Annotated in this window: 13 protein-coding genes; 4 read left to right on the forward strand and 9 right to left on the reverse strand. The window is 71.0% G+C overall.

Going from position 1 to position 15,445, the window contains the following annotated elements:
- Positions 1 to 247: 247 nt before the first annotated feature.
- The 8 genes from K7854_RS24650 to K7854_RS24685 all read right to left on the reverse strand — a co-directional run bounded on the left by K7854_RS24650 (position 248) and on the right by K7854_RS24685 (position 11,012).
- On the reverse strand, positions 248 to 829 hold the full coding sequence (locus K7854_RS24650; protein ID WP_009314218.1) for a GTP-binding protein: 582 nt from the start codon (positions 827 to 829) through the stop codon (positions 248 to 250).
- Positions 810 to 1,382, reverse strand: coding sequence for a DUF742 domain-containing protein (locus K7854_RS24655; protein ID WP_030188513.1), 573 nt, complete (start codon positions 1,380 to 1,382; stop codon positions 810 to 812). Before K7854_RS24655 ends, K7854_RS24650 begins: the two co-directional genes overlap by 20 nt.
- A gap of 94 nt (positions 1,383 to 1,476) precedes the next feature.
- Positions 1,477 to 1,890 carry a roadblock/LC7 domain-containing protein gene (locus K7854_RS24660; RefSeq protein WP_004983065.1) on the reverse strand — a complete coding sequence of 138 codons (414 nt, stop codon included), beginning with the start codon at positions 1,888 to 1,890 and terminating at the stop codon, positions 1,477 to 1,479.
- A gap of 10 nt (positions 1,891 to 1,900) precedes the next feature.
- A complete protein-coding gene (locus tag K7854_RS24665) occupies positions 1,901 to 5,134 on the reverse strand; it encodes a sensor histidine kinase (RefSeq protein WP_226028746.1) in 3,234 nt (1,077 codons plus the stop codon).
- Positions 5,135 to 5,551: 417 nt separating this feature from the next.
- On the reverse strand, positions 5,552 to 6,127 hold the full coding sequence (locus K7854_RS24670; RefSeq protein WP_003973455.1) for a GTP-binding protein: 576 nt from the start codon (positions 6,125 to 6,127) through the stop codon (positions 5,552 to 5,554).
- Positions 6,108 to 6,506 carry a DUF742 domain-containing protein gene (locus K7854_RS24675; protein ID WP_003973454.1) on the reverse strand — a complete coding sequence of 133 codons (399 nt, stop codon included), beginning with the start codon at positions 6,504 to 6,506 and terminating at the stop codon, positions 6,108 to 6,110. Before K7854_RS24675 ends, K7854_RS24670 begins: the two co-directional genes overlap by 20 nt.
- Positions 6,507 to 6,617: 111 nt before the next feature.
- Entirely contained in the window at positions 6,618 to 7,031 is a 414-nt protein-coding gene (locus K7854_RS24680; RefSeq protein ID WP_003973453.1) for a roadblock/LC7 domain-containing protein, read from the reverse strand.
- Positions 7,032 to 7,040: 9 nt separating this feature from the next.
- Positions 7,041 to 11,012: a sensor histidine kinase gene (locus tag K7854_RS24685; RefSeq protein ID WP_226028747.1), complete on the reverse strand. Its 3,972-nt coding sequence runs from the start codon at positions 11,010 to 11,012 to the stop codon at positions 7,041 to 7,043.
- Between the two features lie 602 nt (positions 11,013 to 11,614).
- Between K7854_RS24685 and K7854_RS24690 the strand changes: the two genes are divergently transcribed.
- The 3 genes from K7854_RS24690 to gltX all read left to right on the forward strand — a co-directional run bounded on the left by K7854_RS24690 (position 11,615) and on the right by gltX (position 14,192).
- A complete protein-coding gene (locus K7854_RS24690) occupies positions 11,615 to 11,803 on the forward strand; it encodes a hypothetical protein (protein ID WP_226028748.1) in 189 nt (62 codons plus the stop codon).
- Between the two features lie 126 nt (positions 11,804 to 11,929).
- A complete protein-coding gene (locus K7854_RS24695; RefSeq protein WP_226028749.1) occupies positions 11,930 to 12,715 on the forward strand; it encodes a fumarylacetoacetate hydrolase family protein in 786 nt (261 codons plus the stop codon).
- Positions 12,708 to 14,192: a glutamate--tRNA ligase gene (gene gltX, locus K7854_RS24700; RefSeq protein ID WP_226028750.1), complete on the forward strand. Its 1,485-nt coding sequence runs from the start codon at positions 12,708 to 12,710 to the stop codon at positions 14,190 to 14,192. Before K7854_RS24695 ends, gltX begins: the two co-directional genes overlap by 8 nt.
- Before the next feature lie 91 nt (positions 14,193 to 14,283).
- Here the strand turns inward: gltX and K7854_RS24705 are convergent, their stop codons facing one another.
- A complete protein-coding gene (locus K7854_RS24705) occupies positions 14,284 to 14,568 on the reverse strand; it encodes a hypothetical protein (protein ID WP_037923539.1) in 285 nt (94 codons plus the stop codon).
- A gap of 107 nt (positions 14,569 to 14,675) precedes the next feature.
- Between K7854_RS24705 and K7854_RS24710 the strand changes: the two genes are divergently transcribed.
- Positions 14,676 to 15,410 (forward strand): HAD family hydrolase, encoded by a 735-nt coding sequence (locus tag K7854_RS24710; protein WP_226028751.1) that lies wholly within the window; start codon positions 14,676 to 14,678, stop codon positions 15,408 to 15,410.
- Positions 15,411 to 15,445: the final 35 nt, after the last annotated feature.

A 15,445-nucleotide genomic window follows, 5' to 3' on the forward strand; every position in this document is an offset into this window, starting at 1 on the left:
TCAGCCCACTCACAGGTCGAGGCCCCTCCACTTCGGAGGGGCCTCGACCTGTGTGCGGGGTTTCTGCTCGACGCCGGGCCGGGCAACTCACCCAGGGGCGCGGGGAACTGCGCGACCAGCCACGTACTACGCGCACCCGGCAACGAAACCGCCCCCGGCAGCCCGGTGGCCGCAGGGGGCGTGTCGCCTGCGCCCACCCGTGCCGCCCCAGCGGCACGACTGCCCGCAGGCTGAGCGCGTCAGCGCGTCAGCGCAGCCGCGCCATCAGCGCGTGCTCCACGAGCGTGATGAGCGCAGACTTCGCATCGGCCCGATGCCGCGCGTCCGTCGTGATGATCGGCGTGTCCGGACCGATCTGCAGCGCCTCCCGGACCTCGTCCGGGTTGTACGGCTGCTGCCCGTCGAAGCCGTTGAGGGCGATGACGAACGGCAGGCCGCTGTTCTCGAAGTAGTCGACGGCGGGGAAGCAGTCGGCGAGCCGCCTCGTGTCGACCAGGACGATCGCCCCGATGGCGCCGCGCACCAGGTCGTCCCACATGAACCAGAACCGGTCCTGGCCGGGCGTACCGAAGAGGTACAGGATCAGGTCCTGGTCGAGCGTGATGCGTCCGAAGTCCATGGCGACCGTCGTGGTCGTCTTGTCCCCCGTGTGGGTGAGGTCGTCGATGCCCGCCGACGCGGATGTCATCACGGCCTCGGTGCGCAGCGGGTTGATCTCCGAGACAGCGCCGACGAACGTGGTCTTGCCCACGCCGAAGCCGCCCGCCACCACGATCTTCGCGGAAGTGGTGGAGCGGGAAGGACCGCCGCTAGAGCTTGCGAAGTCCACTGAGCACCCTTTCGAGCAGTGTCACGTCTGGCTGGCCGCCGGCGCTCTCGTCGCCGCCGGGCTGATGGATGGCGACCAGTCCCGCCTCCGCCAAGTCGGCGACGAGGATCCTGGCCACGCCGAGAGGGATCGTCAGGAGGGCCGAGACCTCGGCCACCGACTTGATTTCCCGGCAGAGGTTGCAGATCCGCTGATGCTCGGGCAGCTGGCCCTGCATCTGGTGCGGCTGCGCGGTGGTGTGCACCAGCGCCTCGATGGCGAGCTGGTACCGGGGCCTGGTGCGACCGCCCGTCATGGCGTACGGGCGCACCAGGGGGTTGTTCGACGCCCCGGCGGGCGCCGGCTCAGGGGTGCGGCGCTGCGGCTGCACGGGCTGGATGCGCGGAGCGTGCGGCTGGTCGTACGGCGAAGGGCCGGGGCCCTGCGGCGCGTACGGCTGCCGGTGGCTCGGCACGGAGGGGTAGCCGTACCCGTTCGCCGAGCCGTCGCCTTGGCCCTGACCAGGGCCGTACGACCAGTTGCCCGATGACGGACCGCCTGGGGGTGTTGCCACTTGTTCCTCCTCCGACTGTGCCTGGCACCCATCACTGTGGAGCCGCGTCCCGAAACTTTACGGCCACGGGACGCCAAAACGCACCGTCTGTCCTTTAGTTGAGAAGGCTCCCTTGGAGCTCAGCCCGCAGATCGGGGGTCAAGACCGTGCCCGCACGGTCCACCAGAAGGGCCATCTCGTACCCAATGAGACCGATGTCCGCCTCCGGGTGTGCGAGAACCGCGAGGGACGAGCCGTCGGAGATGGACATGATGAAGAGGAATCCGCGCTCCATCTCCACAACCGTCTGGTTCACGCTGCCGCCCTCGAAGATGCGCGAGGCACCCGCGGTCAGCGAGGTCAGGCCGGAGGCGACGGCCGCGAGCTGATCGGCTCGGTCGCGAGGGAACCCTTCGGACATCGCCAGAAGGAGTCCGTCGGCGGAGACCACCACCGTGTGGGACACCCCCGGGGTGTTGTCCACGAAGTTGGTGATCAACCAGTTCAGGTTCTGCGCCGCCTGGCTCATCGGGCTCACACTAACGCTCCTGGTTGTAGGTGCTGTCAGGACCACGGTGTTCATTCCTTGTGTCCTGGCCGTTCGTTTCACTGCCTGCGTTGCGGCCCCGTTCGACGCCGCGCCGCAGGTTGCTCAGCCTGCCCCGGACGTCCTCCGGAGCGCGGGAGACCTGGGGGCCTCCCTGAGGGGTGGTCTCGGCCGCGCCCTCGACCAGGTTGGCCTTGGGCACCCGCCGCGGCAGTCCCGAGGAGGTCACCCCGCCCGCCTTGGGCCTGCGCAGCGCCGAGGCCTGCTGCCAGCGGTCGTCGTTGGCCGACCGCCAGGTGTCCTCGCCGCCCGCCCCCGGTGCGGCGGCCGGCGTCTCCTGGCCCACGCGCCCCGCATCGCCCGCGCCGCTCGCGGTGGATCCGCGGCGGGGAAGACCGGCGTCGGTCAGCTCGTGGGCGGCGGAAGGGGCCGGCCCCGGACGGTCGAAGCCTACGCGGTCCGCCTCGGTCACGTCAGCGGCCTCGGCGGATTGCGCCTGCGGGGCACCGGTGGGGTACTGGTCCGGATACCCGTTCTGGTAGCCGTCCTGCTGCGGCCAGTCGTCCTGGTGGCGCCGCTGCTCGAAGGGCGAGTAGTTCCCGTTCTCCGGCAGACCGCCGTTCGGCGCGTAGTACTGCTCGTCGTACGACGCCTGCTGCGGCTCCTGGTACGCCTGCTGCTGGTCGGCGTACGCCGCCTGCTGGTCGTACGCGCCGTTGGGCGACTCCTCGTACGTGCCGTTCGGCGACTCCTGGTACGCCCCGTTCGGCTGCTGCTGGTAGCCGTCGAGAGCCTGGTCGTAGCCCTGCTGCTGGCCGGTGAACTGGTCCTGGAAGCCGGTGGCCCCGGTGTTCCCGCCCTCGCCGCGGTCCGCCGGACCGGGCAGCTCGGGCTGCGACTGCGCTTCCAGGGCCGCGCGGCGCTCCTCGCGCATCAGCGAGCGGCCGACCGGGTCCAGCTCGCGTATGTCGTCGGGGATCTCGGCGTACCGGCTGTCGTCGAAGCCCAGCTCGGCGGCGGTCCGCATGGGCTGGCCGACCTGGGCGAAGCTCTCGCCCTGGAAGTTCTGCTCCGGGATGATCTGCGAGACGGTGAACTCGTCGCGCGGCTGCTGCTCGCCGCCGCCACCGTGGGTGATGGCGTCCGGGAGCATGACCAGCGAGGTGGTGCCCGCCTGCTCGCCGGAGGGGCGCAGCTGGACGCGGATGCCGTGCCGGTCGGACAGCCGGCCGACCACGAACAGGCCCATGCGCTGCGAGATCGCGGCGTCCACGGTCGGCGGGTTGGCCAGCTTGTGGTTGATGTCCGCGAAGTCCTCGGCGGTCAGGCCGATGCCCTTGTCGTGGATCTCGACCATCACGCGGCCGTCGGGCAGCCGGGTCGCGGTGACGCGGACCTTGGTCTGCGGCGAGGAGAACGTGGTGGCGTTCTCCAGCAGCTCGGCGAGCAGGTGCACCAGGTCGGTCACGGCACGGCCGTGGATCTCGGCCTCGGGGACACCCGACAGCTCGATGCGCTCGTACTGCTCCACCTCGGAGGAGGCGGCACGCAGCACGTCGACCAGCGGAACCGGCTGGTCCCAGCGGCGGCCGGGCTCCTCGCCGGCGAGGACCAGGAGGTTCTCGCCGTTGCGGCGCATACGGGTGGCGAGGTGGTCCAGCCGGAAGAGGTTCTCCAGCTGGTCGGGGTCGGCCTCGTTGTTCTCCAGGTCGGTGATCAGGCTCAGCTGGCCCTCGATCAGCGACTGGTTGCGGCGCGACAGGTTGGTGAAGATCGCGTTGATGTTGCCCCGCAGCAGGGCCTGCTCGGCGGCGAGCCGGACGGCCTCGCGGTGCACCTGGTCGAAGGCGCGGGCGACTTCGCCGATCTCGTCGGTCGAGGTGATCGGGATCGGCTGCACCCGGGTGTCGACCCGGCCCGGGTCGGTGCGGGAGAGCTGGTCGACCAGCATCGGCAGCCGCTGCTCGGCGATGCCGAAGGCGGCGTTGCGCAGCTGGCGCATGGAGCGGCTCATCCCACGCGCCACCATGCCGGCCAGGATGAACGCCGCGAGCAGCGCGATGACCACCGCGGCACCCGTGATGTAGGCGTCGCGCTCGGCGTCGTCGGCGATCGTGGACGCCTCGGACACCGCCTTGTCGGCCAGGTCCGACTCGATCTTCTGGTACGCGTCGAACTTGAGGGTGTTGACCGCCCACCAGTTTTCCGGCGTGATGCCCTGCTGGGCCAGCTCCGCCCGAGCGCTGGTGTCCGTGGAGGCGAGCCCGGCCAGCTCCGAGATCATCGTCGTCGGATCGGACGGCGGCGGCACGTAGTCCGGGTCCTTGGCCTTGGCCTCCTTGGCCATGGCCGCGCCGTCGTCCTTGAGCTTCGCCTCGGCGTCCTCCAGCTTCTGCGCGTCCGCCTCGGTGCCGCCGCCGATGTACTCCTCGATCGCGATGCGCTCCAGGTAGGCGTACGAGGAGAGGGCGACGCGCTGGCTGGCGAGGTGGCTGGGCTCGGGGCCCGGCTTGACCAGCATGTGCATGCCGATGGAGCGCTCCAGCGAGAGCGCGGCCTTGGTCAGCGAGATCGCGTAGACGGTACGGCCGTAGGAGGTGATGTTGCCGGTGCCCAGACCCAGCTCGTTGGCGAACTCCATCAGCGGGTGGGCGACGCCGGTGTAGCCCTCCTCGGTCTCCACGCCCTTGAGCTTGGAGGTGTACGCGGCCGCCCGCAGCGTCTGGAGCTTCGGCTCCTGCTCGCGGAACACCTTCAGCCGGCGCTCCAGGCCCTCTTTGGCAGGCATGCCCCGGGCCGCCTCGTCGAACGTGTCGGCCGCCTTGTCGGTGGCCTGGCGGGCCTCGACCACGGTGGCGTCCTTCTCGCCCTTGCCCTGCAGCAGCGGGGCGGCCGTGATGTCGCGCTCGTTGTAGAGGGCGTTGGCGTAGCCGAGCGAGGCGCGCACCAGGCGCGCGGTGCTCTCGGCGTCCTCGGCGTCCTGCCAGGTGTCGATCGAGCTCTTCACCTGGAAGCCGCCCATGACGAGGCCGACCAGCACCGGAATGAGCAGGATCGCGTTCAGCCGGGTGGTCACCCGCCAGTTGCGCGGCGTGAAACGGCCACCGCTCGGCGCGGGCTCGGCCTTGGGTTCCGCGGCGGGTGCGGGGGCGGGCGCCGCTGTGCGCGGCGGCGGGGTGAAGTTGCCCCGGGCCGATGGCTCGGGACTGTTCTTGCTTCGCCTCACTCGACCAACAACCTCTCGGCGGTCGGCACCTGTGTCGTGCCGCGGTGTCTCAGAACCCACTCCGTCGTCATCGAGTACGCGCTACTGCTGAGTACGTCTTTGACCATGGGGCAGTTCTGGCATTCCAGCACGGCGACCAGCGCTCTTCCAAACAGTGGAACGAGGGGGTTACACGTGATGTAAGCCCCACGTAAAACGGTCATACAGAGCGAGGTCCGTCAAAAGACGGGGCGTTCGTGCGCGCAGCGAGACCAGTTGACCGCGTCGCGTGTCGGTACCACCCGATTCCTCTGCCGAAACGTTATGAACAGCGGAGCCGACCGTGTCAAAGGACACAGCCGACTCCGATCCGTCTACGACAAGTGCCGTAGAACCCTGCCGACTTGGCTGCGGCGATCGGCGGATCCGCCGCGGGACCTACCGCAGGCGGGCCATCAGCGCGTGCTCGACCAGCGTGATCAGTGCCGACTTCGCGTCGGCGCGGTGCCGGGCGTCGGTGGTGATGATCGGGGTGTCCGGTCCGATCTGCAGCGCCTCGCGCACCTCGTCGGGGGAGTAGGGCTGCTGGCCGTCGAAGCCGTTGAGCGCGACGACGAACGGCAGGCCGCTGTTCTCGAAGTAGTCGACGGCCGGGAAGCAGTCGGCCAGCCGGCGGGTGTCGCACAGCACGACCGCGCCGATGGCGCCGCGCACCAGGTCGTCCCACATGAACCAGAACCGGTCCTGGCCCGGCGTGCCGAACAGGTACAGGATCAGGTCCTGGTCGAGCGTGATGCGGCCGAAGTCCATGGCGACCGTCGTGGTCGTCTTGTCCCCGGCGTGCGTGAGGTCGTCGATCCCGGCGCTGGCCGAGGTCATCACGGCCTCGGTGCGCAGGGGGTTGATCTCGGAGACGGCGCCCACGAACGTGGTCTTGCCGACGCCGAAGCCGCCGGCGACCACGATCTTCGCGGAGGTGGTCGCCCGCCCTCCGTCAGAGCTTTCGAAGTCCACTGAGCACCCTTTCGAGCAGTGTCACGTCAGGCGCACCGCCGTTGTTCTCGTCTCCGCCGGGCTGGTGGATGGCGACGAGCCCGGCCTCCGCGAGGTCCGCGACCAGGATCCGCGCCACGCCGAGCGGCATCGCCAGCAGGGCCGACACCTCGGCCACCGATTTCACCTCGCGGCACAAGTGGCAGATCCGCTGGTGCTCGGGGAGCAGCCCCATGAGCGCTGCCGGGTCGGCCGTCGTGCTGATCAGCGCCTCGATGGCGAGCTGGTAGCGCGGCCTGGTCCGGCCACCGGTCATCGCGTAGGGACGTACCAGCGGCTGGTCGCCCTCGTCCTCGTACGGCTCCGCGTACGGATCATGAGAGGCGGTGGGCGGGGTCATGAATCCTCCGGGCGGGACAGCAAGTCGGTCAGTCAAGCCGTCTGACGAGGCCGGTGGGGGGATTGTGGCGGCCGGACGGTGATTTGGTAACACGGGTGGTGCCGGGGCCGATCAGTGGAGCAGACTGCCTTGTAGTTCAGCGCGCAGGTCGGGTGTGAGGACCGCTCCCGCGCGGTCGACCAGGAGCGCCATCTCGTAGCCGACGAGGCCGATGTCGCACTCCGGGTGAGCGAGGACCGCCAGGGACGAGCCGTCCGAGACGGACATGAGGAAGAGGAATCCCCGCTCCATCTCCACGACCGTCTGCGCCACGTTGCCGCCCTCGAAGATCCGGGACGCCCCGGCGGTCAGCGAGGTCAGTCCCGAGGCGACGGCCGCGAGCTGGTCGGCGCGGTCGCGAGGGAAGCCCTCCGACATCGCCAGGAGGAGTCCGTCGGCGGACACGACGACGGTGTGGGACACCCCTGGGGTGTTGTCCACGAAATTCGTGATCAACCAGTTGAGGTTCTGTGCCGCCTGGCTCATCGGGCTCAACTAACGCTCCTGCTGGTGAGTGGGCCGCGGGTAGCTGCCGGTCTGGTTGGTCCCGGCCTGACGGCCCTGTGCGATTCCCCGACGGAGATTGGTCAGCCGGCCGCGCACGTCGTCGGGCGCACGCGAGACCTGCGGACCGTTCTGGTGCGACTGCTGCTGAGCCGTCCCCGGGACGAGGTTGGCCCGGGGTACCCGGCGCGGGAGGCCGGAGGTGGTGACCCCGCCCGCGGCCGGTTGCCTCACGCGCTCCGCCTGCCGGACGAGGTCGTCGTTCGGCGAGCTGCGCCAGGCCGAGGTGGCCGGCCGCTGGGGAGCCGCCGGGGTCTGGGGCTGGGCGGCCTGCGGTTCCGGGGACGCGGCCGGGGCGGCCTGCGGCGCCCTCGTCTCGCGGTCGCCGTGGAACCAGTTGGTCTCCAGCGTGTCGTACAGCGGCGTACGTCCGTCACCGGGACCCGAGGCCGGGGGCAGGGCCCAGCCGTCCTGGGGCCGCTGCGGGGGAGTCCCGTTGGTGTTCTGGCCCACGGGCTCCGGCGCGGCCGGACGCTGCGGGGCCGGCGGACGCGGGGCGCCGAAGTCGTTGCCGCCCTGCGTGCCGCCCACCTGCGGGCGCTCGAACTGACCGGTGGCCGCCGGGTTCTGACGGACCGGCAGGTCTTGCTGCCCGGTCGAGCCGTTGTCGTAGCCCTGGGCGCCGGCGAACCGGTCGGCCGGGGCGGAGCCGTTCGGGGCCGCCTGGGCGGGCTGCCCGCCGAAGACGTCCGAGCGGACGAAGGGACCGCCGCCCTGCTGCGGCGCGGCCGGCTCGGGCCGCGCGAACTGGTCGTTCTGCGCGGCGTCCTGGCCGAACCGGCCCCGGTCGTACTGGTCCTGGTCCGGCCGGCCCTGACCGTACTGACCCTGGCCGTACTGGTCCTGCCCGTACTGGTCCTGCCCGTACTGGTCCCCGTACTGGCTCCGGCCGTCGTACTGGTCCTGGCCGGGCTGGGCGAACTGGCCGGTGTCCTGCGACTCGTCCCGGCGCGGCGCCGGGGCGTCGAAGTCCGGGCGGGCGAACTCGGCCGTGACGGCGGGGGACTGGGGCTCGCCGAACGCGGGCACGGCGGGCATCTCCGCGGTCGAGCCGGGGCCCTGCCGCTCGTCGGGGCGCGGCGTGCGGTCGGTGCGGGAGCTGTCCGGCTCGTCGTGGCCGCGCGGGGCGTCCAGCGAGGCACGCGGCACCGGCGGCTGTGCGCTGCCGTCGCTCCAGCTGGGCACCCGCGGCTGCGGGTTGCCGCCGGGCAGCTCGGCCCGCGGACCGCCGCGCGGCGGCAGCTGGGGACGACGGCCCTGCTCGGCGTCGCCGCCCTGCTTGGCGCGCTGCGGGGGCGCCGCGGGAGTGCGGGTGCCGCCGAACATGTCCTGGCCCGGCGCGGCGTTGTTCGCCGGCGCGTTGCCCTGCGGCGCGTTCATGCCCGCGGCCTGCAGACCCTGCGGGGCCCCGGGCACCTGACCGGCACCGGCTCCCGCGCCGGCCGGAGCCGGACGGTTCTGCTGGCCCGGGGCCGCGGGGGACTGGGGCCCGCGCGGGCCACCCGGCGCACCCGGGCGGCCGCCCGCGTCGCGCCCGGGCAGTGCGGCCCGCGGACCCTGGCCGGCACCGAGCCGGCCGCCCGGAGCACCGGCCCCGAGAGCACCGCCACCGCCGCCGCCGAAGGCGCCGCCACCACCGAGGGCACCGCCGCCCTGACCGCCGCGGCGGGCCGCGGCGACACCGGCGGCCGCCTGCGCGGCGGCCGGACCGCCGTTGCCCGCGCCGGGCTGACCGGGCTTGGGCTGCGGCTTGCGGCCGCCCTGGGCGACGTCGACGGGCAGCATGACCAGCGCGGTCGTGCCGCCGGAGTCGGACGGGCGCAGCTGGATGCGGATGCCGTGGCGCTGCGAGAGGCGGCCGACCACGAACAGACCCATGCGGCGGGAGACGGAGACGTCCACGGTGGGCGGCGAGGCGAGCCGCTCGTTGATCGCGGCCAGGTCCTCCGGGGAGAGGCCGATGCCGGTGTCGTGGATCTCGATCAGCACCCGGCCGTCGGGCAGCGCGTGACCGGTGACCTTGACCTTGGTCTGCGGCGAGGAGAACGAGGTCGCGTTCTCCAGCAGCTCGGCGAGCAGGTGCACGAGGTCGTTGACCACGCGGCCGGCGACCTCGGTGCTCGGCACGGAGGCCAGCTCGATGCGCTCGTACTGCTCCACCTCGGAGGCGGCGGCACGGAGCACGTCGACCAGCGGGACCGGACGGGTCCAGCGCCGGCCCGGCTCCTCACCGGCGAGGACGAGGAGGTTCTCACCGTTACGGCGCATGCGCGTCGCGAGGTGGTCGAGCTTGAACAGCGAGGACAGCTGGTCCGGGTCGGCCTCGCGGGACTCCAGTTCGGAGATGAGCGAGAGCTGACGCTGGATGAGGCCCTGGGAGCGGCGCGAGAGGTTGGTGAACATCGCGTTGACGTTGCCCCGCAGCAGGGCCTGCTCGGCGGCGAGGCGGACCGCCTCGCGGTGCACGTCGTCGAAGGCCGCGGCCACTCGGCCGATCTCGTCCCGGGAGTGCACGCCGACCGACTCCACCGAGGTGTCGACGTCCTGCGGGTCGGTCTCGGAGAGCTGCTTGACCAGCTCGGGCAGGCGGTCCTGGGCGACCTTGGTCGCGGTGTCCTCCAGGCGGCGCAGCGAGCGGATCATGGACCGCGCCACGACGAACGCGCCGACCAGCGAGACGCCGAGCACGAGCAGGATGAGGACACCGGAGATGATGGCCTCTTGCTCGGACTCGTTGCGCAGCTCGCGGGCCTGCTGCTCCATGTCCTCCAGCAGCTTCAGCTCGATGTTCTTCATCTGCTGGATCTTGGTGGAGCTGTCGTCCAGCCAGTCCTGGTAGGAGCGCGGCTTCAGGCCCGCCAGGCCGTTGACCCGGCCCAGGGCGCGGCCGGCGTACTGGTCGGAGGTCTCGATCACCGGGTTGCCCTCGGAGATCGGCTTGAGCAGGTCCTCGGCGCCCTCGCCGTAGATGCTGGTGAAGCTGCGCAGCTCGGAGGTCTGGCTCTGCAGCGCGGACTGGGCGTACAGCCGGTCGTTCTCGGCGAGGTCGCCCTTGTCCTTGTTGTTCGCCGGGAGCGCCGCGGCGAGCACCGCGCGCTGGATGGAGGCGTACTCCTTGGCCGAGGAGAAGGCGGACAGCGCGCGCGTGCGCTGGATCATGTCGGGGTTGCTGGTCGCCTCCGCCATGTCCTGCGAGAGGTCGAGCAGGTGGGTGATCAGGCGGTGGTAGGCCTCGACCGTCTGGGTCGAGTTGTCGTTCGCCGTGTACGCCGTGCTGCGGATCTTGGTCAGGTCGTTCAGGTCGCTGGCGATGCCGACGAGGCTGTCCCGGACGCCGACGAGCTTGCCGTCCTTGCTCGCCGCGTCGATCTGCTCGGACTTGTCGAGGAAGTTCTTCAGGGCCCGGTCGGTCTGCTCGCGGTCGCCCTTGACGGCGATCGCGCTGGACTTCGAGCCGTGGGCCAGCGGACCGGCGGACTGGTCGCGCTCCTCCTGGAGCGCGGCGGCCAGCTCCGTGGCCTGCTTGGTCATCTCGGTCAGCAGCTTCATGTTCTCGAGCTGCTGGATGTCGTCCATCGACTGGTTGATGCGCAGGGCGCCCAGCGAGGTGGCCGCGACCACCGGAAGCGCAAGCAGCGACACCAGACGGGTGGAGATCCGCCAGTTGCGCAGGGCTATTCGCGGGCCGGGGCCGGTCGAGCCCTTGGCCGGCTTGGCGGGCGGCTGCTGGCCGGGAGCGGACGGGCCCGCCGCCTGACCGGCGCGCTCCCCGCCGTCGCCGGGCTGGGTCTGGCCCGGGTTCTGGGCGTGCTGGGGCGAGGAGCTGACGGCCTTGGGGCCAGTCCCGCCCTGCGGCTCCGGCTCCGCCGAAGCGCTGCCATCCCTCTTGAAACGTCCCTGCACTAGCGTCGCAACCTCTGGACCAGGCGCCCCTCCGCGTGAACGGCCGGGCACGGTGTCGGCGTCAAAGGGGCGCCCTGAATTCGCCCCTGTGTTGGTCGTGAGTGACCGGCGCTGGTTCCCCCTTCTCGCCGCCGCTCGGCGCTGGTGTGCGCCCCCTGTGCGCCGGCTCGATCCCGCGGCGGTCCGTGGAATTCCAGCACAGTGCAGGATCTCCAACAAGGCCCGTGGGACAGGCCGTGAGATACGTGACACCACGTGAGGGCCGGGTCACCAGCCGTAGAAGATGATCACCCGTAAACCGGACGTATGCACGCGAGTCGTCGAGGTGCGGCGGGTGTCCCAGTCGACATGATCAGCAGCGGAATGATGGCTTCAGGTGTGCAATGTCGGATTGGTCGGAGTGACGTCGGCGTCGCAATTGACCGGTTTGACCCTTGATAAGTGAGCAAACTCACACCCGGATCGTGGACTCCCCCGCGGTCGGCGGGGAATGGCGTGTCTAGCCTGACGCTTTACAGAGAAGGCAAAACCGACAACCCGCGCCCTCGCAGGGGCTTTCGCCGGCCCTCGGGCGCCCGGACACGACAGGGCCACGTACAACCGTGAAGACGACGATGATGTTCCACAAGATCGCCAACCCGCGACGCACGACGCTGGCGCACCTCAAGGACGCCGACGACCTGCAGACGCCGGAACAGCCGGAGCACGCCGTCGAGCTGCCCACCCAGACCGCCAACCCCCGGCGCACCATCCTCATGGAGGCCCCGGCCACGGCGTCGGTCGCAGAGTAGTACGACACCCGGCCGCCGGACGTTCAGCGGCGGCCCCGGCGCTGAGCCCTGCCCGGCGGTCCAGGCCCACCGCGATAGCCTGGAGCGTCAGACTCCAGCCAGCTCAGTCAAGGGGCCAAGCAACCCGTGCGCATCGCCAGGTTCTCCATCGACGGGAACGTCGCCTTCGGCGCGGTCGAGGGCGACCAGCCGGACCAGCTCGTCCTCGACATCATCAAGGGCATCCCGTTCGCGGACTTCGAGCTCTCCGGCACCAAGGTGCCCCTGAGCAAGGTGCGGCTGCTGCCGCCGGTACTCCCCAACAAGGTCGTCGCCTTCGGCCGCAACTACACCGAGCACGCCCGCGAACTCGGCAACGAGGTGCCCGACGCCCCGTTCGCCTTCTTCAAGCCGTCCACCTCGGTGATCGGCCCCGGCGACGCCATCCAGTACCCCTCCTTCAGCGAGGAACTGCACCACGAGGCCGAACTGGCCGTCGTCATCGGCCGCATGTGCCGCGAGGTCCCGCGCGAGCGCGTCCAGGACGTGATCTTCGGCTACACCTGCGCCAACGACGTCACCGCCCGCGACGTGCAGCGCCGTGAGAAGCAGTGGGCCAGGGCCAAGGGCTTCGACTCCTCCTGCCCGCTGGGCCCCTGGGTGGAGACGGACCTCGACCTCGCGGCCGCGTCCGACCTGACCATCCAGCTCACGGTCAACGGCGCCCAGCGACAGCTCGGCCGCACCAGCGAGATGATCCACTCCATCGCGGACCTGATCGTCAACATCTCCGAGGCGATGACGCTGCTCCCCGGCGACGTGATCCTCACGGGCACCCCGGCCGGCGTCGGCCCCCTCAACGTCGGCGACGAGGTCGCCGTCACCATCGAAGGCATCGGCACTCTCACCAACAAGGTTGTCAAGCGTGGCTAGCGCACCCGGCTCCCCCGTACGCGTCCGATTCTGTCCGTCCCCCACCGGCAACCCCCACGTGGGCCTGGTCCGCACCGCCCTGTTCAACTGGGCCTTCGCGCGCCACCACCAGGGCACGCTGGTCTTCCGCATCGAGGACACCGACGCGGCCCGCGACTCCGAGGAGTCGTACAACCAGCTGCTCGACTCGATGCGCTGGCTGGGCTTCGACTGGGACGAGGGCCCCGAGGTCGGAGGCCCGCACGCGCCGTACCGCCAGTCGCAGCGCATGGACCTCTACCGGGACGTCGCCCAGAAGCTCCTGGACGCCGGCCACGCCTACCGCTGCTACTGCTCCCAGGAGGAGCTGGACACCCGCCGCGAGGCCGCCCGCGCCGCCGGCAAGCCCTCCGGCTACGACGGCCACTGCCGCGAGCTGAGCGCCGCCCAGGTCGAGGAGTACGTGTCCCAGGGCCGCGAGCCCATCGTCCGCTTCCGGATGCCCGACGAGGCGATCACCTTCACGGACCTGGTCCGCGGCGAGATCACCTACCTCCCGGAGAACGTCCCGGACTACGGCATCGTCCGCGCCAACGGCGCGCCCCTGTACACGCTGGTCAACCCGGTCGACGACGCCCTGATGGAGATCACCCACGTCCTGCGCGGCGAGGACCTGCTCTCCTCCACCCCGCGCCAGATCGCCCTGTACAAGGCGCTGATCGAGCTGGGCCTCGCCAAGGAGATCCCCGCCTTCGGCCACCTGCCGTACGTCATGGGCGAGGGCAACAAGAAGCTGTCCAAGCGCGACCCGCAGTCGAGCCTCAACCTCTACCGCGAGCGCGGCTTCCTCCCCGAGGGCCTGCTCAACTACCTCTCGCTCCTCGGCTGGTCGCTCTCGGCCGACCAGGACATCTTCACCATCGAGGAGATGGTCGCGGCCTTCGACGTCAACGACGTCCAGCCCAACCCGGCCCGCTTCGACCTCAAGAAGTGCGAGGCGATCAACGCCGACCACATCCGGCTGCTGGCGGTCAAGGACTTCACCGAGCGCTGCCGCCCCTGGCTGAAGGCCCCCGTCGCGCCCTGGGCGCCGGAGGACTTCGACGAGGCCAAGTGGCAGGCGATCGCGCCGCACGCGCAGACCCGCCTGAAGGTCCTCTCCGAGATCACCGACAACGTCGACTTCCTCTTCCTGCCGGAGCCGGTCTTCGACGAGGCCAGCTGGACCAAGGCCATGAAGGAGGGCTCGGACGCGCTCCTGGCCACGGCCCGCGAGAAGCTGGACGCGGCCGACTGGACCTCCCCGGAGGCACTCAAGGAGGCCGTCCTGGCCGCCGGCGAGGCCCACGGCCTCAAGCTCGGCAAGGCCCAGGCCCCCGTCCGCGTCGCCGTCACCGGCCGCACGGTCGGCCTGCCCCTCTTCGAGTCCCTGGAGGTCCTGGGCAAGGAGAAGGCCCTGGCACGCATCGACGCGGCGCTGGCCCGGCTCGCGGCGTAACGCCCACGCGCGCAGGGATCGCGTTCGGGCAACGGGCACGAGCAAGGGGCGGCATCCGGAACACTCCGGGTGCCGCCCCCTTGTCACCAGGTCACTGCGCGTCGGCCTCGTCGACGAGATAGGCGCTCTCGTCGAAGATCTCCAGGACGACGACGACCATGACCGCTCCGGCCACCATGTACTCCAGCATCACTCCGGGGGCGACGTATGCCTTGCGCAGATGCTCGTCCGGGCCGAGCTGGGCGGTCGCGTTCTTCCGGAACGGGTCGCGGGCCAGTATCCGCACGGCCCGGTCCAGATGGGCCCGGCGCTCGACGGGCAGCGCCTCGTACGTCGCGCGGGCCTCAACGGTGAACTGAACGCGATATTCGGTCATGGCGGGCTCGGTCTTTCGCTCGTCGGTCCTCCCAAGCTACGGCATCCGCCGCCCCTCGAACCGCCGAAGAGCGCCCATGCCGCCCGTCCCGGCGATACCGTCGGATCATGAGCATTCGGGCCGTCGTCTGGGACGTCGACGACACTCTCTTCGACTACACCACCGCCGACCGCGAGGGCATGCGGGCCCATCTGGTCGCCGAGGGACTGCTCGCCGGGTACGGATCGGCCGACGAGGCCCTCGTGCGCTGGCGGGAGATCACCGACCAGCAGTGGGCGCGCTTCGCGGCGGGGGAGGTGGACTTCGTCACACAGCGGCGCGACCGCACCCGGGTCTTCCTGGGCCGGTCCGAGCTGACGGACGCCGAGGCCGACAACTGGTTCCAGCGGTACGTCACCCACTACGAGGCCGCCTGGTCCCTCTTCCCGGACGTGCTGCCCGTGCTCGACGCCCTGGCCGGCAGCCACCGGCACGCCGTGCTCTCCAACTCCAGCCTCACCGTCCAGGACCGCAAGCTGCGCGTCCTCGGCGTCCACGACCGCTTCGAGGCCATCCTGTGCGCCGCCGAGCTGGGCGTCTCCAAACCGGAGGCCGGCGCCTTCCTCGCGGCCTGCGACGCCCTCGGCCTTGCCCCCGCCGAGGTCGCCTACGTCGGCGACCACCCGGAGATCGACGGGCGCGGCGCTGCCGACGCCGGGCTGCTCTCCGTGTGGATCGACCGCGGCGGCGTCCACGCGGCCGTCGACCCGCCGTCCGGACCGCGCCGTATCGCCTCGCTCTCCGAACTTCCGGCGCACCTCGGCGCCGATACCCGTTTTGGAGCCCCGTCCACCTTCGGGTAATGTTCTTCCTGCGCCGCCGGAGAGCGGGCCGAAGG

This window comes from Streptomyces hyderabadensis (assembly GCF_020404845.1).
Taxonomy (GTDB): Bacteria; Actinomycetota; Actinomycetes; order Streptomycetales; family Streptomycetaceae; genus Streptomyces; species Streptomyces hyderabadensis.

What these genes read in the sequence shown, in the direction of transcription:
- K7854_RS24660 (WP_004983065.1), bottom strand. Translation starts at nt 1,890, where the DNA reads ATGAGCCAGGCGGCGCAGAACCTGAACTGGTTGATCACCAACTTCGTG.
- K7854_RS24675 (WP_003973454.1), bottom strand. Translation starts at nt 6,506, where the DNA reads ATGACCCCGCCCACCGCCTCTCATGATCCGTACGCGGAGCCGTACGAG.
- K7854_RS24680 (WP_003973453.1), bottom strand. Translation starts at nt 7,031, where the DNA reads ATGAGCCAGGCGGCACAGAACCTCAACTGGTTGATCACGAATTTCGTG.
- K7854_RS24705 (WP_037923539.1), bottom strand. Translation starts at nt 14,568, where the DNA reads ATGACCGAATATCGCGTTCAGTTCACCGTTGAGGCCCGCGCGACGTAC.
- K7854_RS24710 (WP_226028751.1), top strand. Translation starts at nt 14,676, where the DNA reads ATGAGCATTCGGGCCGTCGTCTGGGACGTCGACGACACTCTCTTCGAC.